The organism is Sulfophobococcus zilligii (assembly GCF_055398255.1).
In genome coordinates this window covers 582,940-608,633 of record NZ_AP042406.1, presented here as the reverse complement: position 1 = coordinate 608,633, position 25,694 = coordinate 582,940, and the positions used below count along the sequence as shown (strand labels likewise).

General features: G+C 37.9%; 23 protein-coding genes. 16 read left to right on the top strand and 7 right to left on the bottom strand.

Features of this window, described 5'->3' with window-relative positions:
• The first annotated feature begins 10 nt into the window (after positions 1-10).
• From ACZ5YP_RS03310 to ACZ5YP_RS03275, 8 genes are read left to right on the top strand one after another with little or no spacing between them, the layout of a single operon-like run.
• Positions 11-1,636, top strand: coding sequence for an ABC transporter substrate-binding protein (locus ACZ5YP_RS03310; RefSeq protein ID WP_464835831.1), 1,626 nt, complete (start codon positions 11-13; stop codon positions 1,634-1,636).
• 2 nt (positions 1,637-1,638) lie between these two features.
• Positions 1,639-2,670 carry an ABC transporter permease gene (locus ACZ5YP_RS03305; protein ID WP_464835830.1) on the top strand — a complete coding sequence of 344 codons (1,032 nt, stop codon included), beginning with the start codon at positions 1,639-1,641 and terminating at the stop codon, positions 2,668-2,670.
• Position 2,671: 1 nt separating this feature from the next.
• Positions 2,672-3,559, top strand: a complete 888-nt coding sequence (locus ACZ5YP_RS03300; RefSeq protein WP_464835829.1) for an ABC transporter permease — start codon at positions 2,672-2,674, stop codon at positions 3,557-3,559.
• Positions 3,550-4,518 (top strand): ABC transporter ATP-binding protein, encoded by a 969-nt coding sequence (locus ACZ5YP_RS03295; RefSeq protein WP_464835828.1) that lies wholly within the window; start codon positions 3,550-3,552, stop codon positions 4,516-4,518. The genes ACZ5YP_RS03300 and ACZ5YP_RS03295 overlap by 10 nt, the downstream gene beginning before the upstream one ends.
• A 2-nt stretch (positions 4,519-4,520) precedes the next feature.
• Positions 4,521-5,345 (top strand): ABC transporter ATP-binding protein, encoded by an 825-nt coding sequence (locus tag ACZ5YP_RS03290; RefSeq protein ID WP_464835827.1) that lies wholly within the window; start codon positions 4,521-4,523, stop codon positions 5,343-5,345.
• 41 nt (positions 5,346-5,386) lie between these two features.
• The gene (gene pheS, locus ACZ5YP_RS03285; protein ID WP_464835826.1) at positions 5,387-6,931 is read left to right on the top strand and encodes a phenylalanine--tRNA ligase subunit alpha; all 1,545 of its coding nucleotides are present in this window, start codon (positions 5,387-5,389) and stop codon (positions 6,929-6,931) included.
• A 15-nt stretch (positions 6,932-6,946) separates the two neighbouring features.
• Entirely contained in the window at positions 6,947-8,185 is a 1,239-nt protein-coding gene (locus ACZ5YP_RS03280) for an RsmB/NOP family class I SAM-dependent RNA methyltransferase (protein WP_464835825.1), read from the top strand.
• On the top strand, positions 8,175-9,182 hold the full coding sequence (locus ACZ5YP_RS03275; RefSeq protein WP_464835824.1) for a hypothetical protein: 1,008 nt from the start codon (positions 8,175-8,177) through the stop codon (positions 9,180-9,182). Before ACZ5YP_RS03280 ends, ACZ5YP_RS03275 begins: the two co-directional genes overlap by 11 nt.
• A 241-nt stretch (positions 9,183-9,423) precedes the next feature.
• Here the strand turns inward: ACZ5YP_RS03275 and ACZ5YP_RS03270 are convergent, their stop codons facing one another.
• Together ACZ5YP_RS03270 and ACZ5YP_RS03265 are read right to left on the bottom strand one after the other, a co-directional pair.
• Positions 9,424-10,920: a gamma-glutamyltransferase family protein gene (locus tag ACZ5YP_RS03270; RefSeq protein WP_464835823.1), complete on the bottom strand. Its 1,497-nt coding sequence runs from the start codon at positions 10,918-10,920 to the stop codon at positions 9,424-9,426.
• A 10-nt stretch (positions 10,921-10,930) separates the two neighbouring features.
• Complete coding sequence (locus tag ACZ5YP_RS03265; RefSeq protein ID WP_464835822.1) at positions 10,931-12,109, bottom strand: CaiB/BaiF CoA transferase family protein; 1,179 nt, start codon at positions 12,107-12,109, stop codon at positions 10,931-10,933.
• Between the two features lie 136 nt (positions 12,110-12,245).
• Here ACZ5YP_RS03265 and ACZ5YP_RS03260 point away from each other — a divergent pair, with 136 nt between their 5' ends.
• From ACZ5YP_RS03260 to ACZ5YP_RS03235, 6 genes are all read left to right on the top strand, one after another.
• The gene (locus ACZ5YP_RS03260; protein WP_464835821.1) at positions 12,246-13,169 is read left to right on the top strand and encodes a hypothetical protein; all 924 of its coding nucleotides are present in this window, start codon (positions 12,246-12,248) and stop codon (positions 13,167-13,169) included.
• Positions 13,170-13,210: 41 nt separating this feature from the next.
• Positions 13,211-14,395: an AAA family ATPase gene (locus ACZ5YP_RS03255; protein ID WP_464835820.1), complete on the top strand. Its 1,185-nt coding sequence runs from the start codon at positions 13,211-13,213 to the stop codon at positions 14,393-14,395.
• 266 nt (positions 14,396-14,661) lie between these two features.
• Positions 14,662-14,847, top strand: coding sequence for a chromatin protein Cren7 (locus ACZ5YP_RS03250; RefSeq protein ID WP_464835819.1), 186 nt, complete (start codon positions 14,662-14,664; stop codon positions 14,845-14,847).
• Positions 14,848-15,114: 267 nt separating this feature from the next.
• Entirely contained in the window at positions 15,115-16,350 is a 1,236-nt protein-coding gene (locus tag ACZ5YP_RS03245; protein ID WP_464835818.1) for a phosphoglycerate kinase, read from the top strand.
• A complete protein-coding gene (locus tag ACZ5YP_RS03240; protein WP_464835817.1) occupies positions 16,344-17,396 on the top strand; it encodes a type II glyceraldehyde-3-phosphate dehydrogenase in 1,053 nt (350 codons plus the stop codon). Before ACZ5YP_RS03245 ends, ACZ5YP_RS03240 begins: the two co-directional genes overlap by 7 nt.
• Positions 17,397-17,411: 15 nt before the next feature.
• The gene (locus tag ACZ5YP_RS03235; RefSeq protein ID WP_464835816.1) at positions 17,412-17,831 is read left to right on the top strand and encodes a universal stress protein; all 420 of its coding nucleotides are present in this window, start codon (positions 17,412-17,414) and stop codon (positions 17,829-17,831) included.
• Position 17,832: 1 nt separating this feature from the next.
• Here the strand turns inward: ACZ5YP_RS03235 and ACZ5YP_RS03230 are convergent, their stop codons facing one another.
• Positions 17,833-19,350 (bottom strand): glycogen/starch/alpha-glucan phosphorylase, encoded by a 1,518-nt coding sequence (locus ACZ5YP_RS03230; RefSeq protein ID WP_464835815.1) that lies wholly within the window; start codon positions 19,348-19,350, stop codon positions 17,833-17,835.
• Positions 19,351-19,464: 114 nt separating this feature from the next.
• Here ACZ5YP_RS03230 and ACZ5YP_RS03225 point away from each other — a divergent pair, with 114 nt between their 5' ends.
• The gene (locus ACZ5YP_RS03225) at positions 19,465-21,081 is read left to right on the top strand and encodes a zinc-binding metallopeptidase family protein (protein ID WP_464835814.1); all 1,617 of its coding nucleotides are present in this window, start codon (positions 19,465-19,467) and stop codon (positions 21,079-21,081) included.
• A 4-nt stretch (positions 21,082-21,085) separates the two neighbouring features.
• Complete coding sequence (gene pheT, locus ACZ5YP_RS03220) at positions 21,086-22,765, top strand: phenylalanine--tRNA ligase subunit beta (protein ID WP_464835813.1); 1,680 nt, start codon at positions 21,086-21,088, stop codon at positions 22,763-22,765.
• 73 nt (positions 22,766-22,838) lie between these two features.
• Here the strand turns inward: pheT and ACZ5YP_RS03215 are convergent, their stop codons facing one another.
• Genes ACZ5YP_RS03215 through ACZ5YP_RS03200 form a run of 4 tightly spaced genes read right to left on the bottom strand, consistent with a single transcriptional unit; the run spans position 22,839 to position 25,601 of the window.
• Positions 22,839-23,780, bottom strand: coding sequence for a GHMP family kinase ATP-binding protein (locus tag ACZ5YP_RS03215; protein WP_464835812.1), 942 nt, complete (start codon positions 23,778-23,780; stop codon positions 22,839-22,841).
• The gene (locus tag ACZ5YP_RS03210; RefSeq protein ID WP_464835811.1) at positions 23,762-24,388 is read right to left on the bottom strand and encodes a DUF447 domain-containing protein; all 627 of its coding nucleotides are present in this window, start codon (positions 24,386-24,388) and stop codon (positions 23,762-23,764) included. Before ACZ5YP_RS03210 ends, ACZ5YP_RS03215 begins: the two co-directional genes overlap by 19 nt.
• A gap of 12 nt (positions 24,389-24,400) precedes the next feature.
• A complete protein-coding gene (locus ACZ5YP_RS03205) occupies positions 24,401-25,129 on the bottom strand; it encodes an HAD family hydrolase (protein WP_464835810.1) in 729 nt (242 codons plus the stop codon).
• Positions 25,107-25,601, bottom strand: coding sequence for a MogA/MoaB family molybdenum cofactor biosynthesis protein (locus ACZ5YP_RS03200; RefSeq protein ID WP_464835809.1), 495 nt, complete (start codon positions 25,599-25,601; stop codon positions 25,107-25,109). Before ACZ5YP_RS03200 ends, ACZ5YP_RS03205 begins: the two co-directional genes overlap by 23 nt.
• Positions 25,602-25,694 lie beyond the last annotated feature (93 nt).

Below are 25,694 nucleotides of genomic sequence, written 5' to 3'. Positions count from 1 at the left end.
GGATATAGAAGTGAAGACTAAGACTCCCCTCTTAATAGGAATTGGGGTTGTAGTAGTAGTATTAATCCTAGTAGTAACTCTACTACCAAATCTAACCCAGAAACCAGCACCTCAAAGAATTCTCGTTTATGCATACAATGATAAAATTACTGGAATAGATCCCAGTATAGAAGATGATACAGGTCTCGTAGTGCTCGGATCAATATATGAAACACTAACATACTACGATTATAAAACAGGCGAGGTAAAACCAAGACTAGCAGAAAGCTGGTATTCAAATGAAGATGGAACAGAATGGGTTTTCCACCTTAGAAGAGGCGTTGTATTCCACGATGGAACACCATTTAATGCAACAGCCGTTAAACTAAGCGTTGAGAGAGCTAGAGATATTTACCGCGAGACTGGTAGAGGCTTGGGTTATATATGGGATGCAGTAGAAGAAATTGAAGTAATTGATGAATATACTATTAAATTCAAGTTGTCTTACCCCCAGAGATTAGATCTATTGGCGAGCGCGTCTTACTCAGCATATATTTTCTCTCCAAGTGTACTGGAAAAAGCAGGCGTTAACGACTACATGGACCCTGCTCTCGAAGAATGGTTTAATAATGGAAACGCTATTGGAACAGGCCCCTATAAACTACTCTCATATGATCCGCAGAAAGAAGTCAAATTAGAGAAATTTAAAGAGTGGTGGGGTTGGAGTATTATTAAAAACGATAATGCACCTGACGTAGTAATAATAAAAGTTGTCGTTGATCCCTCAGCACAATATAATGGACTACTAAGCGGTGAAGTAGATATTGCATGTAGCATACCACGAGAAACAATAAAATCACTACTTGATAGAGGATATAAAGTAATCAATTTATCAACATACCACAACTTCGTATTGTTCTTTAACACTAAGAGATATCCAACCAATATAACAGAGTTTAGACTAGCAATTGCACACGCGATAGACTTAAATAGAGTTGTTTCAGAAGCCCTCCTAGGCCTAGGTAGAGTAGCTAGTGGTGTTGTACCATATGGTTTCCCGGGACACGTAGAGGGATTAACATACGAGTACAATCTAGATAAAGCACGAGAAGTACTTGCAAAATCCGGCGTGTCTACACCTATCAAAATAGAACTACTATACCAGGTAGACTATGAAGAAACAAGAGCGTTTGCAACAATATTCAAAACCATTATGGCACAATTAGGTATAGAAGTAGAGTTAAATCCACAAGACTGGGCCCGCTTAAAAGACATAGCTAAAGGAGTATGGGAAAACCCAGAGGAAACACCACACCTCATAATAGCTGACTGGTGGCCTACAATACCATCACCATTTGACTTCCTATACACTATGTTCCACAGTGAGTCAAAAGAGTGGAATTTCGCGGGTTATGAAAACTCGGAATTCGACGAGTTAATAGAAGAGGCCTGGTTGACAGAGGGAGTAAACTTTGAAAAATCACTGGAGATGTATAGAGAAGCACAATTAATACTCTATAATGAAGTTGTAGCTATTGGCTTATGGGATGAAATACGTCCATACATATACTCTAGTAGAATATACGTACCTGAAGACGCTTTAAATCCACTATATACATTTGTAATTAGATTTGAACTAGTTGAGGTAGGGTCGTAGAATTGCCAATAAGCCTTAACTATGTATTAAAAAGAACTTTTTTGTCTATTCTCATAGTTGTTGGAGTAATTGTTTTTACATATACACTACTCATAATTACTCCTGGTGATCCAGCTGTAAAATGGGCCGGCAATCCACGTGGACCTAAAGCACATGAAGCAGTAGAACTTGCTAGACGCGAGTTGGGGTTGGATCAACCGATATATATTCAAATAGCTAGATTTATATACAATGTCTTCACTGGAAATCTTGGATTGAGTATTGCATATAAAATACCTGTTACACAAGTTGTATACTCCGGGTTTACATCTACACTTGAACTCCTCTTGTTTACATACATACTTGCTGTCCCCATGGGAATATTGTTGGGATTGTACTCGGCTCTTCGTAGAGGAAGTAGTATTGACGGGTTTATTCAATCATTTAGTGTTGTATTAGCTAGTACTCCAACATTTTGGCTTGCAACTATAATTGTACTCGTAATATATTCTACTACGGGTTTTCTCCCGTATGGGCGTGTTTCAAGTAAAGTAGAAATAACAACTGGTTTTCAGAGTATCACGGGATTTTACTTATTGGACTCGTTGATACAGGGGAATATACCGGTTTTCCTCGATGTATTAACCAGGCTTATTCCACCAGCACTAGCAATATCTGTCTATCCACTTGGAGTTATTACAAGAGTTACTCGTACTTTAATAGCAGAAGCACTACTTGAAGACTATGTAAAGGCTGGTGTAGCGTGGGGTGTTAGTAGAACAACTATACTCAAACACTTTGTATTTAGGAGTATTATACCTCCAATAATACAGACATCTGGATTAGCCTTTGTCTACAGCATGGTTGATGCCATGGTTGTTGAAAGCCTTGTATTCGGTAGACCAGGGCTTGGAAGTATACTTCTAGATGCACTGCATAAAGCAGATTTTAGAGTTGCCTTGGCTCTTGTAATCTACTTGACAATATTCTACATTATTGTAAATACACTTGTAGATATAATACAGGCAATAATTGATCCAAGGGTGAAATTGTAAAGTGGAGTTGACACGATTAATACAGAGAAACCTCAAAAAGACTCGTTTTATAATTGGCGTAGTAATTACATCATTTATATTATTTCTCGCATTGTTTTCACCGTGGATTGCTCCATATCCTCGTGAAGGATATGGATATGTACCCTTGGAAATCGAGAGTAGAAAACTCCAACCACCTTCATTAAACCATTTATTTGGTACAGATGTGCTTGGTAGAGATTTGTTTTCTAGAATAGCTATTGGTGCTTCAACAGCTATAATTCAAGCATTTACAGTGATCTTTTTGAGTCTATTAATTGGACTCTTCGCGGGTATTTCAGCAGCTTATTTTAAAGGCGTTGTTGAACTAGTATTGAATTATTTAATAGAGCTCTTTATGGCTATACCAGCTATAGTAATAGCTTTGTTTTTAAGATTGAGTACGGGGCCGGGACTCCACGTAGTTATTATTTCACTAGTTACAACGTGGTGGGCGTGGTATGCAAGAATAACATATGTATACGCTAAAAGCATTGTAGAAATGGATTATGTTGTCCTCGCAAAATTATCTGGTTTAAGTGATTTGAAAATCATTGAAAGACACGTATTGAGAAATATTATCCAGCCCATTACAGTCCAGGCGATATCAGACCTGGGAAGCGCGCTTCTCGAAGCATCTGCTATAAACTTCATGGGGCTTGGACTACCACCAGGACACCCAGACTGGGGCGTTATACTCTACGAGGGTATTACAAGTCTCAGTCTTGAAGCATTTATACGTGCTCCATGGCTAGTTGTATTTCCCGGTTTATTTATATTGATTACAACACTAGGGTTTACTCTAATAGCTGATCCTCTACGAGAAGACCTAGATCCAAGGTTGAGAAGAAGGTGGAGACTATGGTTCTAGCAGTAAAAACAGTGAATTTGAGAATTGGCTACCTCGACGAAGAAGAAGAAAAAATACAGTGGGCTGTTAGAGGAGTAGACTTGGAAATCCAGGAGGGAGAATCATTTTGCCTTGTTGGTGAGAGCGGTTCTGGCAAAACAACACTTGCAAATGCAATAGCCGGCATTCTCCCACCGCATGCTGTAACCCAGGGTAAAGTATACATATTTGACAAACTAGTAGTTGATGACTCCTCAAGGAATTATAATGGAGTAAGAGGCCGTATAGTCAACTACATACCTCAAAACCCAGGTACAAGTTTAAACCCGTTTTTAACAATAGAAGACCACTTCTACTATGTACTGAGAGATCTATACAAATACGATAAGAGTAAATCTAAAAGTATAGCTATTGAGTCGCTGAGTAAAGTTGGATTAACCAGTGAAATACTAGACTACTATCCTCACGAACTAAGTGGTGGAATGAAGCAGAGGGTATTAATAGCTCTTGCACTAGCATCTAATGCTAGAATTATTGTTGCAGACGAGCCAACATCATCTGTAGATGCATCTCTAAGAGCCGGTATACTTGGTCTTCTAAGTAAACTAAATAAAGAGTATAGAGTAACATTGATTATTGTAACACACGATATTAAAATGACTAGTGTTATATGTAATAGAACAGCTGTAATGTACTCGGGAGAAATAGTTGAAATAGGTAAAACAAGTATTATACTCCAATCTCCCAAACACCCATATACTAGAATGCTAATGGAGTGTGTTCCAATACTAGGAGTTGAAAAACCCCTAAAACCACTACCAGGAGAGCTAACTCGCATATTCGAAGATATCTCTTGGTGTTCTTTTAGAGGGAGGTGTCCCTACGCCAGTGTAGAGTGTAAAACAACACCATCAATGATACCAGTAGGAGACGATGAAAGCCACTTTGTCAAGTGCTGGAGATTCCACGAGGTGGCCTAGAAGTGAGTGAAGAAGTAATTAAACTAGAGCGAGTAACAGCTGGTTATAAAGTAGTAAAGGGAGCACTATCAATCTGGAAACAAGTAAATGTCGTACTAAGAGATATAAGTTTCAGTATTGGTAAAAGCGAGAGACTAGCAATAATAGGCGAGAGTGGTTCTGGTAAAACAACACTATTAAAAGTAATACTCGGACTTCTCAAGCCAATTAAAGGCAGTGTATTACTGTATGGTAGAGACATCTATAGAATACCCGACGAGGAAAGAGAGAAAATATTGAGGAAGATAGGATATGTTCCACAAGACCCATACAGATCTCTCAATCCTGTTTTAAAAGTTAAAACTATAATTGGAGAGCCACTCGAAGTAATTGGTGAAAACAAAGAGAAAATTGAAAAGAGAGTTGTAGAAGTTGCAAGATTCGTAGGACTTCCTTGGAGCGCACTAGATGACACCCCTGAGGAACTCAGTGGTGGAATGAGACAGAGAGTATTAATAGCGAGAGCTATTATAGCAAACCCCGAAATACTAGTTCTCGACGAGCCAACCTCTGCACTAGACGTCTCTATACAAGCACAAATATTGAATCTACTAAACAATATATACAGTAACTTCAAACCAACAATGATTACTGTAACACATGATCTAGCTGTAGCTCAATACCTAGCTGATAGAGTAATAATATTGAAAGATGGATGTATAGTTGAAGAGGGAAAGCTCGAAGAAGTACTGTATAATCCAAGACACGAATACACTAAAACACTTGTTTCCAGCTACCTATATACAACTACAACTAATAGTGTAAGCGGCTTTAACAATAAAAGCTAAGTAGCTATATAACAATGTAGTGTGTATAAACAGGTGTTTCGTTGCAGCAACCAGTATATGTTACACCAAGACAATACAGGATCTTAGAGTTGCTTGTTAAGGGAGTTAATCAATTACACGATATAGCAAGAGAACTAGGTGTAAAACAAGAAGATCTAATGAGAGATCTAGCCGAGCTAGAAGCAAAAAAACTAATAGAAGTAGATAGAAAGACAGTTAAATATTACACTCCATCAGAAATTGCAAAGCAATACTTGAAAAACGGGTTTCCAGAGGAAATAGTCTACCAGTATATACAGAAATATATAGGTAAATCAACAAGCGACTTAGTAGAAGAACTCGTCAATAAAAACACAGCGCCGAGAGAAGAAGTATTAATTGGACTACAATACCTCGTTAAAGGAGGATGTATTGAAATCGAGCGGAAGACGTTGAAGTCTATAAACCAAGAAAAATGTGTCGAAGTAGTTAATCAAACAAATGAATTGAAAAAAGCACTTCAAATACTACTAGAAGAAGGCTCTGTAAGCGAGGAATTATTAAACACTTTAAAACGACGCAAACTCGTAGAAACAAGAGAGAAGACAATAATTACACTTAGAAAAACCAGTCTGCTCGAACAACTCTGGAGTATTGGTTTAATTAAAGAGAAAACATTGATAACAGTTGTCAAACCAGAATACGCTGTTGAACTAGATAAGTACCTGGTAAAAGAGTTTGATTTATCAATAGAACCACCATCACCACCAATATCCAAGAAACACCCATTTATGCAGTTTATTGAGGAATTGAGAGAAATAATGGTTAGTATGGGGTTTGAAGAAGTCAAAGGACCACATGTTGAAGCAGAACTATGGAATTTCGACGCGCTGTTTCAGGCTCAAGACCATCCAGCTAGAGAAATACACGATACATTCTTCGTGAAAACCCAGAGAAAGGCTACACCACCAAGCGACATTATAGAGCGTGCTAGAGTAATACACGAAGCAGGATGGGGCTACAAGTGGAGTCCAGAGAGAGCAATGAAACTGGTGCTTAGAAGCCAGACAACAGCTGTTACAGCGAGAGCTATTTATGAAAGAGGGCCTGGAGAATATAGAGTGTTTACAATAGACAGGAATTTCAGGCCTGAAAACCTAGATGCCAAACACAGCATGGAATTCCATCAATTAGACGGCGTAATAGTTGGTAAAAACGTGAATTTCAAACACCTCTTATACTTCTTCAAGGAGTTAGCAGCAGCTCTCGGCATTAAAGAAGTATGGTTTAAACCCGGCTACTTCCCATTCACCGAGCCAAGTGTTGAGGGATATGTAAAACACCCGAAACTCGGCTGGATCGAGGTATTTCCTGGTGGTATGTTTAGACCAGAAGTAATGGAGATACTTGGTGCAAAAGGCTATAACGCGGCTGCTTGGGGTATTGGAGTAGATAGACTTGCTATGGTTGTACTCGGAGTAGACGATATAAGACTACTCTTTGCGAGAGATCTCTATACACTTAGAGAAATGAGAAATCCAGGACTACCATTCTTCACTCATAAAACAAGTGGTAGAAGTGTAAAAGTTGTTCCAGCACCACTCTAGGTAAAGGTATATATTTTGTCTATAAACCCTGATAAAGCAAAATTCTATACAACAATCCTCTTCAATACACTATTGAATAAAAAACATAGTTACGACAAAGTATTTAGTGACATAGTTAGAAGATATAAGTTGACTCCACGCGAGGCATCACTATACTATAAACTCTTCTATAAACTAGTAGTCTACTACCACACAATTAGATTTCTATCTAGCTATAATGGATTTGGTCACAGTGTTTCTGGAATAGTAGAATACTTGTTTTCAAGAGCTTTCGACTTAGATAGAATACTAGATGAAGCACGCGAGCTCTCTCACTCACTGTCACCAATACTAAAACTGTCAATACTATATGGCTATCCATCATGGTTTATAAGAGATTTATATGGAAAACTACCAAGCAACGAGTTAGAAAGCATGCTGAAGTCTCTCAATGAGAAAAAGAGGTGGCTTCGTGTAAATACATTGAAAACAACTATAGAAGACGCTGTTGAATGCCTCGAGAAAACAAGTATTAGAGTAAAAAGACACGAGTACTACGAAGACGTTTTGCTAGTAGAGGATCCATTTGTAAAAATAGGTGTTAATGAATGTATTTCAAAGGGCTATGTTATACCACAAGACATTACTTCCTATACTGCTATTTCACTAGTTACTAGTCAAATAGAAGACTTTGTAGATGCATGTAGTGCGCCAGGTGTTAAATTAATACAGGTTTACTCACAGTTAAATCCACGTAGATTAGTTTCGGTAGACATAGATTTTGATCGGCTCACTACTACTAGAAAGCTGGTTTCAAAGTTTACTAGTAGGGACTACAATGTTATCTATGTAAATGCTGATTCAGCGTTTCTACAGTTAAATCTACCCAACTCGTTTATTCTCGTTGACGCTCCTTGCAGTAATACTGGTGCTATTTACGGCGATCCAACAGTTAAACTATACATTACAAAGAAGAAAATTCAAAAACTGAGTATTCTACAAAAGAGAATTCTAGTAAACGCCTTGAGAAATGGGAGAAAGATATATTATATGACGTGTAGTATTCACCCGCTTGAAGGAGAAGAAGTAGTAGACTATGTAGTTAGAAGACTAGGCCTCCGTGTAAAATTCGGTGAAATCCCCATTAATGACTTCATAGATAGGGGTTATCAAGGCTATACATCTTCTAATTACACTCGTAGAATATATCCACATAGAATCAAGGGCCAAGGATTCTTTCTAGCTCTACTAGAGGTTGAAAAACATGGATTATAAATTAAGTTACTTCTACGGAGTCTACCCTGGTAGAGCACTAGGCAACCTCATACTATTAGACCCTCTACTACCACCGAGGAAGTGTCCATTAAACTGTATAGTATGCCCTCTACCCAAACCAAAAACTTCTATGTATCAAAGTGGAATAGAAATACTAGTTAATGACGTCTATGAAGACTTGTTATCATCTATTCCAGAATCCACGTATATAGATGGTGTTTTAATTTGGGGTTATGGAGAACCATTATTAACGAGAAACCTCGATGAACTACTACTACATGTAAAAATACTTCTTAGAAAACAAGGTTTTCAAAGCAAGACGTATATACATTCTAGTTTAATACCACTAGTTAAAACATGTAGTAAACAAGAAAACACTGAGCAAACTAGTAAATGCGTTGAGTACTCATTGTTAATAAATCAGGTTGAAGGATTCCTCGTACCCTTTATATGGTATGAAAGCGAAAAATACCTGTTTGGATGGCCCCGTGAAACCGGGTTTTCAAACTATATTAACACACTTAGAGAGTTATTCCACGACAAAACAAACAAATTATTAATTGAACTATACTTGTTTAGATTAAACAATGAACAATACCCTAGTCCAAGCCACCTAGACGAAGTAGTCATCTACTTGAAGAAACTAGGTGTAAAACACGTTATTCTAAAACCCGTTGATAGACCTGTAAACCACAGCGATATAAAGCCACCACCATTAAAACTAGTCGAGAAATCAAGCGAATACCTCACAAGAGAAGGATTTAAAACAATAATTGACGGGTTTAGCAAACCATCACTCTACAAATGGAAGAACACGGCGAGAACACTATATAATCAAATACTTAGAATACCACTGAAATACAGTGAAATCAGAGAATTATATAGCGAACTAGGAGTAATAGCACTAGACAACCTACTATCCAAAGGCCTTGCAAAGAGAACTACGTGGTCTGGAGAAGTATACTACACTGGTATACAGCGAGAAACAACTCTATGAGAAATAATTCATTACGTTCTTAAAGCACAATTCAAGAATCCCTCAATATACAGTCTTTATATTCCACGCTATATTCTTCAGAGGCCCTTGTTTTGATTCTACTTACTGCTATGGTAATACCGGTTCATGTTCATGGTTTTTCTCTTCTTCTCTCTTAGAAAAATTAAAAGAGCTATTATTGAGAGGATTAGTGGGTAGGAAAAAAAGAGTAGTACTAGTAATTCATGCATTTACATCCCTGTTATAGTGCTAGTGGTATTCCCTCGCTCCTTGGATTGCCGGCTAGTATTAATCCTTGCTCGCTTAGTTTTCCAATGTGTACGTGTCCTCTTAGCTCTCCGTATTTGACTTGTTTAACTTGTATGTTACTGGTTGATGGTGGTGTGTTTAATGGTTCTTCTACTAGTACTTCTTGTACACCATAGGGTGTTGTATAGATAAATCTAGGTGTTGCTACCGCTCTATCCAACCTCATATTGTATACAAATATGTTTTCATATACTCTGAGGTGTAGTTGGGGCCTCATATCTCCTCCTACACATCCAATAATATACTTCTCTCTGCCAGTATCTACACCTAGTATTGAGAGTGTATGTAGTGGTAGTTTTCTTGGTGCTGGGCTATTTGGTAATCCCTTCTCTCTTGCGAATCCAATCGCTCTATTTTGAACTGGGAATCCACCGGCTACTAGGCCTGATCCAAAGGCGTGGAAGAGGCTTTGTATAAATCCTATTATTGCTTCTCCATCTGATACAATAAAGAATGTTGTATCTCCACCGGGTTTACCCGTGTATACTTTTTTCTCTTTTAGTAAACCAACTACTTTACTGTATTCAATATAGCTCTGTGGGTCTATCTCCATGTAGTCTGGGTCTCCGAGATAGAGGTCTCTGAAGTAGTATACATCGCTTACTGGTTTACTCCACTCTAGTATTCTCTCGGGGCTATTGTAGTCTAGTTTGTCAAGGTTTAACTCATATAGTGCACTAATTAATTGAAGTGTTGATACACCCTGAGTATTTGGTGGTAGCTCGTATAGTACTTTACCGGCTACTTCATACTTTAATGGTATTATCTTGTAAACTTCGTGCTCCATGAAGTCGTCTAATCCAACGTTTACTCCTTGATCTTGTAGTTCTCTTACAATTTCCTCTGCTAGACCACCATAGTAGAATTCTTCAAAGCCCCTTGTAGCAATTAGTCGGAGAGTTCTAGCCATTTCTTTGTTTTTATAGATAGCTCCTAGTGTTAACCCCTTGAAGTACTTAGACCACTTGTATCCACCTAGTTCTTTCTCTAGGCTTCTACTTGCTTCTGCTAGTGAAACTCCAACGTGGAATCCATTATATGCGAGTTTAATTGCAGGGTTTAATAATTCCTCGAGGGGCATAGACCCGTATTCATCATATATTGCACTCCACAATGCAACTAGTCCTGGTATAGTAACTGTCAGCGGGCCTCGGAGCGGGTTTTTCTCGATGAATTCATCAGGGTTGAATCCACTTGGAGATCTACCAGAAGAAGCATATGCTACTACTTCTCCATCTAGAAATCCAAGTAGAAATCCATCGCCGCCCGGGCCGCTCATGTGTGGCTGTACAACTGATAATACAGCGCTGACAGCTATAGCAGCATCAAAAGCGTTTCCTCCCTTCTCTAGTATTTTCAAACCTATTTGAGTAGCTAATTGATGGTCTGATACAACACCTTTTGAACCAACAACTATTTTACCAATCATTTATCTTCCCTCATGGATAGTATACTACTCCTTCTTCTCTTAACTTCTTTATTTCTTCTTCGTTGTATCCTAGTTCTCTTAGTACTTCTACTGTGTGTTCTCCTAGTAGTGGTGGGTGTTTATCGCTGTGGTATCTCGCTCCATTTATTAATCCAGGTTGGTTTAACTGGGGTATTTTTCCTAGTTTGGGGTGTGGTTGTTCAAATACAATGTCGCTTGATGCAACATATGGGTCTTTGAATACTTCGTCTATTTCGTATACAGGTGCAACTGGTACACCGTGTTCTTCGAGTAGTTTAATCCAGTATTCTCTCTTATTGGTCGAGAAGATTTCTTGTAGTATTTTTACTAGTTGCTCTCTATTTGCTACTCTATCAGCATTGGTTTTGAATAATGGGTTTTCACATAGATCCATTCTATTTAATGCCTCGCAGAGAGACCTCCACAATCTGTCGTTTGCAGCTGCTACAATAAACCACTTGCCCTCAAAGTCCATGAACGCCTGGTATGGAACCATTGATGGATGTGCATGACCCATTCTCTTTGGTTTTCTACCTGTTGCTAGATACATTAGTGGAACATAACACATTGAGAATATTGCTGCATCGTACATTGGTACTTCTATTTTTACTGGTTTTACACCAGAGTATAGTGCTGACAATGCATAGATTACTGAGAGCATTCCAGTCATAACGTCGAATAATGCAAAACTAACTCTAACAGGGGGATCGTTTTCACTACCAGTTGAAAGCATTAATCCAGACATTGCCTGGATTATTATATCGTATGCTGTTTTATCCTCGTAGATACTTCCCTGTCTAAAGCCCTTTATACTAACATATATGATCTCAGGGTTTACTTTTACTAGGCTTTCATAGTCTACTCCTAGCTTCTCGGGTGTTCCGGGCTTGAAGTTTTCTATGACTATGTGTGATCTAACTGCCAACTTGTATATTATCTCTCTACCCTTCTCGCTCTTTAAGTTTACAACAATACTTTTCTTGCCTCTATTAATAGACATGTAGTAAGCACTTTCCCCATTAACAAAAGGAGCCCAAGACCTTGTTTCATCGCCATGTGGTGCTTCTACTTTAACTACTTCTGCCCCTAGATCCGCTAGAATCATTGTTGCTATAGGGCCTGCTAGAGTGTGACTTAAATCTAGTACTCTAATACCACGTAGTAGCATTTTACAACCCCTTGTTTTATTAATTGACTCGTTTTAAATATATTGAATACTCCGTAGAGATCACGGTAATACCACATCCCCGCCTTAAAAGCGTTTTCCACCGCGATAAAATTACTGGAGTGATGTAAAAGGGGGTATGATGCCTACAACAGCATCTAGCACTGGATTAGGCTGGTTTAGTGGATTGTTTAGAAAGGATCCTTCGAAAAAAGAGATTTCTCAATCTATTTACATAATTGATAGAATGATAAAAAATCTTGAGAGTTCAAAGAAAAACCTTGAAACCGTAGTTGAAAATCACAAGAAAAATTTAAACTTCTATAGTGACGACCAAGACATGGCTAGAATTATCAATGAAGAAATAAACAACATTGGAGGATATATGAATATAATTGACAGAGCAATAAAACAACTCTCAGCTGTAAAATACAGACTTGAAACACTACTATACGTGAAAGAACCATTAACCCAACTACCACTAATAGTACAAGAACTCCAATCCGTAGAGCCATTAATACAGCAGATCAATCCAAACCTCATGGAGGCTATGTGGCAGTTACAGCAGAAAGTATCTAGTTTAATGACTGCATCATCATCTACTTCTATTTTAGGTATTCAGCCAAAAATACCTGAAAACACACAGGTAGCCAGGGAGAATCCAGGTATTCTAAATGGGTATACAGAGAACACTAGTAGACAAAGAGAAATACCAGTTGCGAGAGAAACCCCTACTAGCGTGATCAAAGAGAAAAAGACTATTCAAACACCCAGCTCTCCAAGTCCAGCTATTCCAGAAGCACAGAAAGAAATTGCAACTACGTCAAAACCGAGTCAACCAACTAGAATAGAGAGTAGAGAAGAAAATACTGCTGCACTAGTCGAGAAAAACATACCATTACACATAATAGAAGAGTGGATACTCCAAGAACTAAGAGTAAACAATGGAGTATTAGACTTGAAGACTTTTGAACACAAGTATGGAGTATCAAGGAAACTCGTATTTGAAGCACTCAACTCGCTTGAATCCAAGGGGTTAATTCGACTGCGTAGAAAACAATAGTTTTTCCCCCGCTTCTCAAACCATGATAGAGGGGTGATTTCGTGAGCATGTACCACCTAGCTGATAAGGGAGTAGAATACGCTCAAAAAGCAATATCAGCTGATAAAGCAGGTGATTATGAAACAGCTATTAAATACTATAAGATAGCAATAGACTTCTTCTCAAAATACCTTGTATTATACCCAGATGCACCACTAGCAGACTTCTATAAAGAACTCGTTGTTAAATATAAACAGAGAGTATCCTACCTTGAAAAAATACTTGCTGATAGAGCACGTGAACCCGCAGTAGGCGATAATGGAAGTGGAGCGCCACAATCGAATACGAGCCAGGTGGACCCTGGATTATTTGAAATATTAACGCCTGATCAAAGGCCTAGAAAAACATTTAATGACCTAGTAGACCTAGAAGGAGTTAAAAGAGCATTGAAACGAAGTGTTATATATCCAGTTAGAGATCCATCACTATACCCACTTGGATGGCCAAAGGGAATACTATTGTTTGGACCACCAGGATGTGGTAAAACAGAAATAACTCTTGCTCTCGCAAACGAAGTAAACGCTATATTGATAAATGTTAGCCCGGCAAACATTGTTAGTAAATGGCTTGGTGATACAGAGAAAAATGTAAAAGCGCTATTTAAGATCGCCAGAGAATATGCTTTGAAGGGAACACCAGTAATAATATTCATAGATGAAGTAGATGCATTATTCCAACAATACAGTGTTGAAGTAGGTGGTGAAAAGAGAGGTAGAAACCAGTTCCTCATAGAAATGGATGGACTAGCTAGTAAAGAACACGCTAAAATACCATTATTCGTAATTGGAGCAACCAATAAACCATGGAATCTCGACATTGGATTCATAAGAAGATTTGAAAGAAGAATCTACGTACCACCACCTACACGTGAAGTTAGAAAACAACTATTTGAATACTACACGAAGAAACTCGCCGAGAGATTTATACTGGAAAGTATAGACTACGATAAACTAGCAGAGTTAACAGAAGGCTATAGTTCATCAGATATTGTTTCAATAGTTAAAGAAGTACAAAACAACATCGTCGAAGAAATAAACGAGAAGGGATTAAAGCCGTCAGATAGAAAAATACGTACAGAAGACTTCATAGAAGTAATTAAAACACATAAACCAAGTATAGATAGCAAACTACTCGAAGTATACAAAGAGTGGAATAAACAATATGGAACATACAGTGAAGAACAATAACTCTACTAATTCTCTGTTTTAACTACAAACTATAATACCCCCAGTAGTAATCTACTTGTTGAAGAACTCATAGTGATGAAAGTCATGCCTAAGGAGTAATGACTGCAACCCTGGGGTAGCTGACTCCTTCTCTTGATCTGTTTAATAACGAATCAATACATTCTAGTCGTAAATTACACTTATAAAACACAGTATACTCCAAGCTTTACCTCTACATAAGGTATTTAAATCCAATACACTATATAATCCATATTGGTGATAAGAGCATGCCATGTACTCAGAAAATAAAAGTAAAAACACCCAGTGGCAAGGAATTAGAGCTTGTTCCAATTAAAGTATGGCAATTAGCTCCAACTGGGAGAAAAGGCGTTAAAATCGGGTTATTCCAAGACCCAGAGTCTGGTAGATACTTTAGAGTAAAAGTTCCAGAAGACTATCCAGTTTGTGGTTGAAAATAATACGCTGTTGCAACTACATATCTATTTTTATTTTTACTCTTTCTCAACATTAATTCAATAATCCTCATAGACTATAGGAAATAAGTTACTGTTGTTGGCACTCCTATATTCATATTCAAATAATGATCTCATATGCAATTTTTAACATAATTAAATAAATTCTCCACGGGATGGGTTATATTGAATGTATTTAATTACTGATTTAAAAAAGTCCATGAAGGGTTTTAAAGGCTGGGTATATGAAGAGATCTCGGGGATAAAATGCACACTTTAAGTATTCCAAAACTGCCTACTTTAAACGATATAAATATAAATGGTAAGAAAGTCTTCATGAGAATTGATATCAATGTACCCATAGATCCTGACACTGGAGATATCATAGATGATCGTAGGATAAGAATACACGCTAAATACATTCGAGAAATCATGGAGAAGCACAATCCCGCACTAGTACTGGGTTCACACCAGGGAAGACCAGGCTCTCCCGATTTTACAACTCTGGAAAAACACAGTGAATTATTGTCGAAGTATACTGGATTAAACATTCAATTTGTAAACGATGTTATTGGACCTACAGCTCTCAAGGCGATTAAAGAACTTAAACCAGGAGAAGTTATACTACTAGATAATTTGAGATTAGCATCTGAAGAAACACTTGAAGCGCCCCCAGAAGTACACGCTACAAGTATTTTCGCGAAGAGAATTGCTTCTAGTGTAGATATATATGTAAATGATGCATTTGCAACATCGCATAGAAGCCAACCCAGTATTGTAGGACTACCACTACTACTTCCAAGCGCCATAGGCCCACTTTTCGAGAAAGAAGTAAACGCCCTTCAAAAAATAATCTCTGACTCAGAGTCTCCAAGAATATATGTTCTTGGAGGCAAGAAGGTAGCAGAACACATTAGAGTTATTGAAAACCTAGTTAGAAATAGAATGGCTGATAGAATACTCACGTGTGGACTACTAGGAATACTATTTCTAGCTGCTAAAGGCGTAAATATAGGTGTTGAAAACTACAAGCTACTAGAAGAATCAGGTTTAATTCCACTAATACCAAGAGCTAGACATCTATTACTACGTGGAGCACCAATTGAAACACCGGTAGACTTCAAAGTAAGAATTAATGGAAATACAGAAAACGTATATCTAGGCCAGTTAAAAGGGCAAATTGTAGATATTGGTGAAAACACAAGCGAAATCTACAGTGAATTAATCAAAGAAGCAAAAACAGTAGTTATGCGTGGACCTGCAGGAGTTATAGAAGTAGAAGAGTATAGAAAGGGCACGTTGAAACTACTAAATGCAGCTATAAACTCTAAAGCATTTGTCTTAATAGCAGGTGGACATTTAGGAGCAATGGTATCTGATGAACTCGAAGGAAGAGTATATGTCTCGACAGGTGGAAACTCACTACTATTATTCCTTAGTGGAGAAGACCTTCCAGCATTCAAAGCACTAGAGTTATCAGCAAAAATGTTTCTAGGGTGGTAGAAATCTCAGTTAAAGTAGCTGTTAATGGCTATGGAACAATTGGAAAGAGAATAGCAGATGCAATATTGAAAACAGGTGATTTCAAACTCATTGGTGTATCAAAATATAGCTTCGATTACTCGGCAATACTAGCTGTTAAGAAAGGAATAAAGATCTTCGTACCCCGAGAGAAAATAGAAGAATTTAGAAGCAACGGTGTTGAACCGGAGGGGACAATAGACTATTTAATTGAAGAAGCAGAGTTAATATATGATGCATCACCTGGAAAACAAGGGGTTAAAAACAAGGAATTGTATTTAAAACACGGTAAATTCGCTGTATTCCAGGGTGGTGAACCACCGGAAGTAGCAGAAGTAAGCTATAGTACTCTCTGCAACTATACATCTGCAATTGGAAGAAAATACGTGAGAGTAGTTAGTTGTAATACAACGGGTATACTGAGAATACTGTGTTCACTAAATATAAAGCCAACATCTGTTTTCGTTACAATTGTTAGACGTGCAAGTGACCCACGAGAAGATACAAGGGGGCCAGTAAACTCAATATTATTAGACTCCTATACTATACCAAGTCATCACGCAAGAGATGTTAAAACCGTTATTGGAGAAATACCAGTAACAACAGCCTCTGTAGTAGTACCAACAACATTAATGCACGTCCAGGTATTCCAGCTCAACATAGATCAATCTATTCAACTCGACGATTTAGTAGAACAACTTGGAAAATCAAACAGGGTTGTCTTCGTAGACCCTTATTACACAGATATAGATACTACAGGTAAAATACTCGAGTTAGCTAGAGATGCTGGAAGAACGAGAAACGACGTCTATGAAAACATTGTATTTACAAGTACGCTCTACAAACAAGGAGGTAGTATATCATTTATACAAGCTATTCACCAAGAGTCAATAGTAATTCCTGAAAACATAGATGTAGCATATGCAATGTTAAATCTTGAAACAGATGTATTTAGAGTACTAGAAAAAACAAATAGTGCTCTCGGAGTAGGTTTAATTAAAGATTTAATAAGTATGGTGGGAAAATAGAAATAGGTGGTATACTTGACTGAAGCACCTTCATATACTATTAGCTTCTACTATAGAAAAATACTAGTCCCCATAGATGGAAGCGAGACTAGTTTGAGAGCACTGCACGTAGCAGTAGATATTGCTCAGAGATATGGATCCAAAGTAGTTGTTGTATACGCTAAACCCAAAAACACAGAGCTTGGCGAAGACCCTATTATAAAAGCCAAAGAGAGATTAAAGGAGACACCGGTGAACATTACTTATAAATACATTGAATTCGACCCTAGAAACGATAGTGCTTCTTCAGCTCTACTCAGAGAGATCTTAGAAGAGGGCTACGACCTTGTTGTTATAGGAGCTAGAGGTAAAAGCTTGTTTGGAGAAATAAATATTGGAAGTACTACGCTCGCAGTAGTTGTAAATGCTCCAACATCTGTGTTTATTGTTAGATAGTTTATTCAAAATAGTATTTTCTCAATACTTTTTTAATATCAACTAAGTCGGGTGTAATTCTCCAAGCGTTTAATGCAATCTCCCAGTATTTCTCTGGTTTATTGTAATACATGTCTATGATGCTGGCTAGTTTTGCCTTGAACTCCGTGTATTCTCTTTCATCTATTTCTTTAGCTCTGGGATCCTCGTAGATATTTACAAAGTCTCTAATGTCTTCTCCAAAGAGCCATCCATTAACTCCATCTGTTACTACTTCGAGTACTCCTCCATCACGGCTAGATAGTACTGGTACACCGTTTACAAGTGCTTTCATATAGCTTGTTCCACAAGCCTCCCATCCACTAAACGGTGTAAACAACCATAGATCTGAAGCTTTTACTAGTATTTTAGCGACTTCGAGATTGTAGTCTGGTATATACACTACATTTCTGAGTTTAAGAGATAAGTCTCTAAACCAGTAGAGGTATTTATATCCATCGGGGTCTTTTGGGTGTGGTTTACCAGCTAGTACTACAATAGCATTTAAATCTGGATTCTCCTCGAGGAATCTCGCTATGAAGTATGGTCTCTTATACCTAGACAGCCTCCTACTCCAGGTAATTACTATTTTATTGCCTACTTCAACTCCCGGCTTGTATACTCTGAGTAGACTCTCTAGCTCTCTCTTGGCTTCTAAACGCGTTTCTTTTAGCGTCTCGAGGTTGAATTCTCTTTTAAGCCATGCATTATAGAGTTTACTATCCATCCATCTCTCTAAGTATATTCCATTTGTTATTGCCTTTAGTTTTCCAGCTACCTCGGGGAAAATCCTTGGTATTATATCACTCTGTTTTTTCGATACAACTATTACTTCACTTAGTTTCTTAATAGACTCCCGTGTCATGTTGACGATACTCTCTGATTTTACTCCGAATTCTCGTTCAATAATATCGCCTGGGAATAATGGATGCCCCCATGGCCCAGGAGTGTGAATTATAATTCTTGCTTTCAACGTGTTGTTCATGAGGTATAGTATGAGGCCTGTATAGGATTCTTCAAGGTCGACAAGTGATATGTTTTCTAATCCAACATACTTATTCATATACTCCCAGCTAGCTTTTGCTAGTAGTACATACTTCATGTTTTTCTCGAAGTCGCTGTCTTCAATGTAGACTCTATCTGTTAGTTTACGCGCCCACTCAGGGCACTTGGCTTCGAATAAAACAGCTTTTGCTGTTTTATACTCGTAAATCCATGGTTGAATATACACTATATTATTATTTAGTGTTATTGTAAACTCCTCGCCTGGTTTAAGACTTCTATAGAATTCCTCGTTTGCGCTCTCTCGGTCCATTACTACGGTTGAACCGTGAAACTTTATCTTTGTATATCCACCACGGTAGTAGAGGCTTAGTACAAGGTAGTCTAGTCCCATGTCGCCGGCAGCGTAGAACTTGTCTCCTTCGAGGACTCCTAATCCGCCGGCGTAGTTTATTGATTTATCCAATGCAATTTCTGGTGTAATGCTAATTATTACCATGTAGTTAATCACCAACTCTATATATTTGAACTGGTAAATATTTAATTGTGATTTAAACGCCTCAATAAATAATTTATTTATTCTTGAATCATACACGTAAAATGGGGTTTGAAATTGATATCACCGAATCTATTACTCGACGAGTTGAAGAAGACTCCAATTACCGGTTTAGCAAGAGATTTTATTCGTAAAATAACTCTCTACCACAGAATACAGGGTAGTAGTGGATTAGAAAACGCTTTATCAATAGTTTCAGAGTTTCTATCGAGTAATGGATACGAAGTAAAATTATTTGATGTACCAAGTAGCTCACAGCGCGGATTTATGGAGACACCAGTATCATGGGATGTGTACGAGGGGAGAGTGGAATTTAAATCTAGTAAGGGTTTCACTCATATACTTGACTACATGGAACACCCTACACTTGTTTCAGCTCATTCTCCACCAGGCGAGGGCTGTGGAGAAGTAACATATTGTAGAGATCTCTCGAATTGCGAAGGAGATGTTGTACTCGTTGAAGCACCAGGATATATTGCATACAAGGAGCTAAATGCTCGTTTAATCATACTGTATGATAGTAAGAGACACCCTGATGCAGTACCATATACTGGGTTGTTTATAGGTGAAAACGAAGTAAAGAATACAAGTGTAGTAAACATTCCATATACTCTAGTAGCTAGAATACTCGCTTATCTAAATAAAGGAATGAAAGTAGAGGTTTGCTGGAGTGTAAAAACCAGTTTTTCAAGTAGGCCACAACGCGGTTTAATAGCATATAAAGGAAGCGAACCCGGAGTTCTCTACATCAGTCATATTTGCCATCCAAAACCAGGTGCACACGATAATGCAAGTGGTGTTGTTGCAAACTTGTTAACTGGGTTGTTAATTGATAAAGCTAGTAGAGAAGTGCCTCACGCACACTTATTTATTCCAGAGTACTCTGGAACAATATATGCTGATAAACACCTACCGTGGACTCCTAGAGGAGTAGTAAACCTCGACATGGTTGGCTCAAAGCAATGGATAACGAATTCAACACTCAATATTGTTATACCACCACTATTTATGGATTCAGAGATCACGCCATACACTTATTTAGCGACAAAACTAGTACTAGATGAAGCAGCGTCTTTTGGAGGATTTAAACTACCAGCTTCGAGATACTCTCTATCACCATATACGGCTGGTAGCGACCACGATGTTACATTGTCTTGGGGTTTAGACAGTGTAATGCTCAATGAATGGCCGAGTAAATATTATCATACAGACATGGACGACATAGACTCTATTTCACCGAGTCAACTAGTTAATACTGCTATTATAGCTTCACTAGCTGGAATACTATTCCAAAACGAGTATAAGAAAGAAGAAGTAGTTACAGTATACAAGAACTACTTGAAGTCATGGTATTCTATTGAAGCATTAAAACAAGGTGTTGATATCTCGCCACTCAGTAGAGTAATAGACAACCAGGTAAAAGCAGTATACGAGCCTTCATTAACTCCTATTTCATCGAGACTATACTATAAGAAACTCGGCTTTGAATTATACGATAAACTACGTAGTATTAAAGGAGCACACACCTACATCTCTGTCTATGCACCACTAGCTAAATCTCTAGGTGTTGAAAACCCGGTCGAATTATTCCAGTTGGAAAATATACTGTCGTGGAGCAGTGAAGAAAAACAATTAGTCTTAAAGGCTTGGAGTTTAATAGATGAATTGATTTAAAAAGGTGACATATACGCCGGTAATAACAGTGAGAAAAAGCGATTTAGAAACACTAGTGGGGCGCTCTCTGAGTAGAGAGGAATTACTATATCTACTAGCAAAACTAAAATGTGAAGTTGAAGAATTAGAAGACGATGTTTTAACATACGAGGCAAATAGTGATAGACCAGATTTATTCAGTGTTGAAGGGCTTTCTCGTGCTTTAAAACCATGGCTTGGAATACAGTGGAGGCCGTTTAAAATAGTGGACTCCAATGTAAACGGCTACGCTAAGAACATCAAGGAGAGACCATATGTAGCACTAGCGATCGTTAGAGACCTTGAATTATCAAACGAAGCAATATCGCAAATAATGCAACTACAAGAAAAAATAGCGCAGACATATGGTAGAAACAGGAAAAAGGTAAGTATTGGCTTATACGACTTAGACTACATAAAGCCCCCAATATACTATGATCTTGCAGACCCAGATGAAACACGTATTAAACCATTAAACGAGCCAGTTACCATGAGTCTACGTGAAATACTAGATAAAACAGAGAAAGGAGTACTCTATGGATTTATCATTAAAGACATGGAGAAATACCCTGTTTTAAGAGATTCTGAGGGCAGAATACTAAGTCTTGTACCAATAATAAACAGCGACGACTTCAAAGTAACCCCTGAAACTAGAAACGTCCTTATTGATGCAACTGGAACAAGCCTTGAAGAAGTAGTTAACGCTGTAACAATAATGGCTACCAGTCTGGCCGAAAGGTCTAGAAGCGGGGTTATAGAAGTAGTAAGAGTATACTATGAAGACGGATTAGTAGTTGAAGCACCACGTAGGAGTCAACTAGAAATAGAAGTAGAACTCGAATCTATTAATAGACTGCTTGGTACACAACTAGGTATACAAGACGTTGTGAAACTACTTTCATACTTCTACTACGAGGTCAAACCAGTAAATAATGAAAAACTCGTTGCTAAACCACCAATTTACAGATTAGACGTTAAAACATGGGTTGATATAGTAGAAGACGTTGCTATTGCATATGGATATGAAGTACTCGGAGAAGAAGCACTAAGTCTACCACCATCTACAACACCCGGTAGAAAACACCCAGTTGAATATCTCTCTTCGAGGCTAAGAGATATCCTAGTAGGATTTGGCTTCCAGGAAGTAGCAAACTACATTATGAGTAATCGTGAAATACAACTCAAACTCCTAGGAATAGATGAAGAATTAATAGTAGTTGAAAACCCGAAATCTGATAGATTTGAAGCACTGAGAATATGGCTTACACCACAATTACTAGAAGTAGTTAGAGAAAACATTGAGAAAACACCTAGATTAGCAATATTTGAAATAGGAGATGTTGTAATTCCAGATCCAAACATGGAGACCAGTGTGAGAATAGAGAGGCGTCTAGGACTAGCTATAACACATGAAAAAACAACATTGACAGATGGTATAGCCTACATTAAAACAATTCTACGTGAACTAGGAGTAGAAGCGGTATTTGAAAAGAAAGAAGTAAAGGGATTTCTACCAGAGAGAACAGCTAGTATAAAAGCTTGTGGGGGAGAACTCGGCTTTGTAGGTGAAATCGACCCACGTATACTCTACAAGATTGGAGTGAAAAACCCGGTGGTAATAGCAGAAATCATATTGAATAAAGTTATTAGTCTTTGTCTAAAGTAGTTTTTAAACGAGGATGAGGCTTGGAAGGGATGACCTGGGAGGGGATGAATTGACGGGCCTAGCTGACCCTATACTAGTTTTCAATGTATAGTCTCGCTCCTCTATTCTGTGGTCTAGCTATGAAAACTCTCACTGAATTATCTATTAAACTCTTAATTCTCTCGAGTAGTATCTGTGCTTTTAACTCGTTTTCAACGAGTCCATATACTGTTGGCCCCCACGAACTCTGCCCTACTCCTACTACTCCGAGTTGTTTTAATAATTCAATATACCTGCATGATGACTCAGCGAATACTCCACCTTGAACACTACTAAACATTCCGCCCACGTATTCTTGTAGTTCTCTTAGTGCATGTGAAAACTCTTCGAAGTCTCTTTCTAGTAGTGATGGAATCATTTTTGTAAAGAGGGTGTGTGATGCCTTCCATGAGAGTGAAGCATCTACTTCTATGGGTGTTGAAAATACTCTTTCTTCTTCTTTGTCGCTTAATCCTCTACCACTGGGTACAATAACTATAAATCTCCATTCCTCTGGGAAGTCGGCGTGGAAGAGGAGGTTTGGATAACTATTGTTTTTTACACCTGTATCTACTATGAAGCCGCCGTGAATGAATACATATGTTCCCACGCCTGATACCCTACCTAGTCCTAGTTTTCTCGCTATTGTTATAAGGTCTTCTCTTTTACCATTGGCAACTAGTAGTCCCAATGCTACTCCGAGTAGTAGCTGGGTAGTAGAGCCTAAACCCGTGTGTTTTGGAATACACTCTTCAATCACTACATATCCATTTTCCAAACCGTATTCTTCTATAATGGGTTTTAGTTTCTCGGAGACCTCGCTACTTCTACAACCAGATATATCGTGTTTCATTTCTGGATATACTACTATACGGTTTCGTGGAGTATCTACTCCAACACCAGTAGAAATAAATCTCCTAGTATCTAGTTTAAACGGGTTGATTATTCCAAAGTGTATTCTTGCAGGGGTTTCCACTATTATTTTTCTTCCAGCCATTTCTCAACCCACGATTGTATTTGCTCGACGAGTAATAATTCATGTAAACTACATGTTTTACGTGTTACTTCTATATTGTACTCGATTATATTACGATATTTATTTAGTGTTTTCTCGTCTGCTCTATCTTTCAATGCTTTTATCTTAGTGGCGTAGACTAGTATTTCTATTATTGCCGTATAACACCTAGTGTATGGCTCTAAAACAACTTCTTTATTCAGCCATTTATCTATAATTTCGTATTCAATAGAATAATACTCTCCCTGATCAACTATTTGACTTCTCTCTAAAACTATGTATCCAATACTATTGCTTAGTAGGGGTAGTCCGTGTTTTTCATCATATATTACTAGTTCTCTTAGTTTATTCAATCCATTAAACTCTGCTTTTAGAGATGTATATGTATAGATTGTGGGGGAGTATGTAATGTTCAAGGCGATTCTATGAGCTTTAAGTACGGCTTTTTCTAGTAGTCCGCCTTTATATATCTTTGTATAAATTCGATTTCCACTCTTAGTAAACCCTATTGGAGCTAGATATATGGAGTCGTCGAGGAGCGTTGAAAGCACTGCTTCGTATAAAACACCATCACGTATTACAAACTCCACTTGTAATCCCTCTCAACTACAGAAAAACCTGTAGACGTGTATTAACTCTTTCAAATCTCTTATTACAGCTACATTCAACTCTGGTATAATCTTGTATTCGCCTACCCCCCTCGATATTAGTACGCCTATAGCGCCAGCTGAGAGCGCTCCTCCCACGTCTTCAATTACATTGTCTCCAACATATATTATTCTCGATGGTTCAACCCCCATTTTCTCAGCAAATACTAGGAAAATACCACGGTCTGGTTTCGTTGAGCCAGTGATATCTGAAAATACTAGTGTTTCAAAGTACTCTATTATACCAGTAGATTCAAGTAGTAGTTTTGTATATTCACTAGGCCAGAATAATACGTTTCCAATAATTCCCATTCTAATTCTTTGACTAGATAGAATTGAAAGAGCTGGTTTTACATCATTAAATAATACCTCGTCGCCTACACTTCTAAAAGCAGATTTCAATACGTCATCGACAACTTCTACTTCAACGCCCAGTGCTCTCGCCATTAACACTCTTGATTTCACAAGTAGTTCCTGAGGCGTGATATTTGGATTTAACCTTCTTAACTTCTTGGCGTCTTCATATGCTTTTAAAATCCCTTCTTGTACTTTTCTCGTTTCTACTCTTAGTCTTTTCGAGGCCTCTATTGATATAGCGTCGAATATTTTATTGAGGTCAAAGAGAGTACCCCATACATCAAATCCTATAACACACTTTGAACTATTTTCTATGGGGCCCTTCAAATCTATCAACCTCTTCTATAATGTGGTCTATTACTTGTATTAGAATATCTAGTCCTAGACTAGTCGCGTCTGGTGAACCAGGGAGAACAACTACTATTTTACCATCATGCATTATACAAAGTGTTGTCCTGGTTAAAACCGCTCTCACACCTATTTTTTGATATGTTAAATACCTGAATAACTCGCCGAAACCCGGTAGACACCTCCACGCAGTTGATTCAACAACATCTACTGTGAGGTCTCTCGGGCTAGGCCCTGTTCCACCTAGAAATACTATAACTCGTTCTTGGGAGCTTCTTAAAACCCGTAGTATATCTCTATACGAGTTTCCAACTACTTCTTTTCCACTAACACAAAAACCTTTCTCTCGGAGTATTTCTACTGCTTTTTCACCACTAATATCTACACCGCCTCCAGCGAGGATGGTGTCGCTTACTACTACTACTTTAAATAAGTGTGTATTACAGTTCACGGTATACACCATTTATAACACGATTATTGATATATAAGCATGTATATTTTAATCTATTTTATTGGAATAACAAGGTTATTGGTGAGTAAAAAC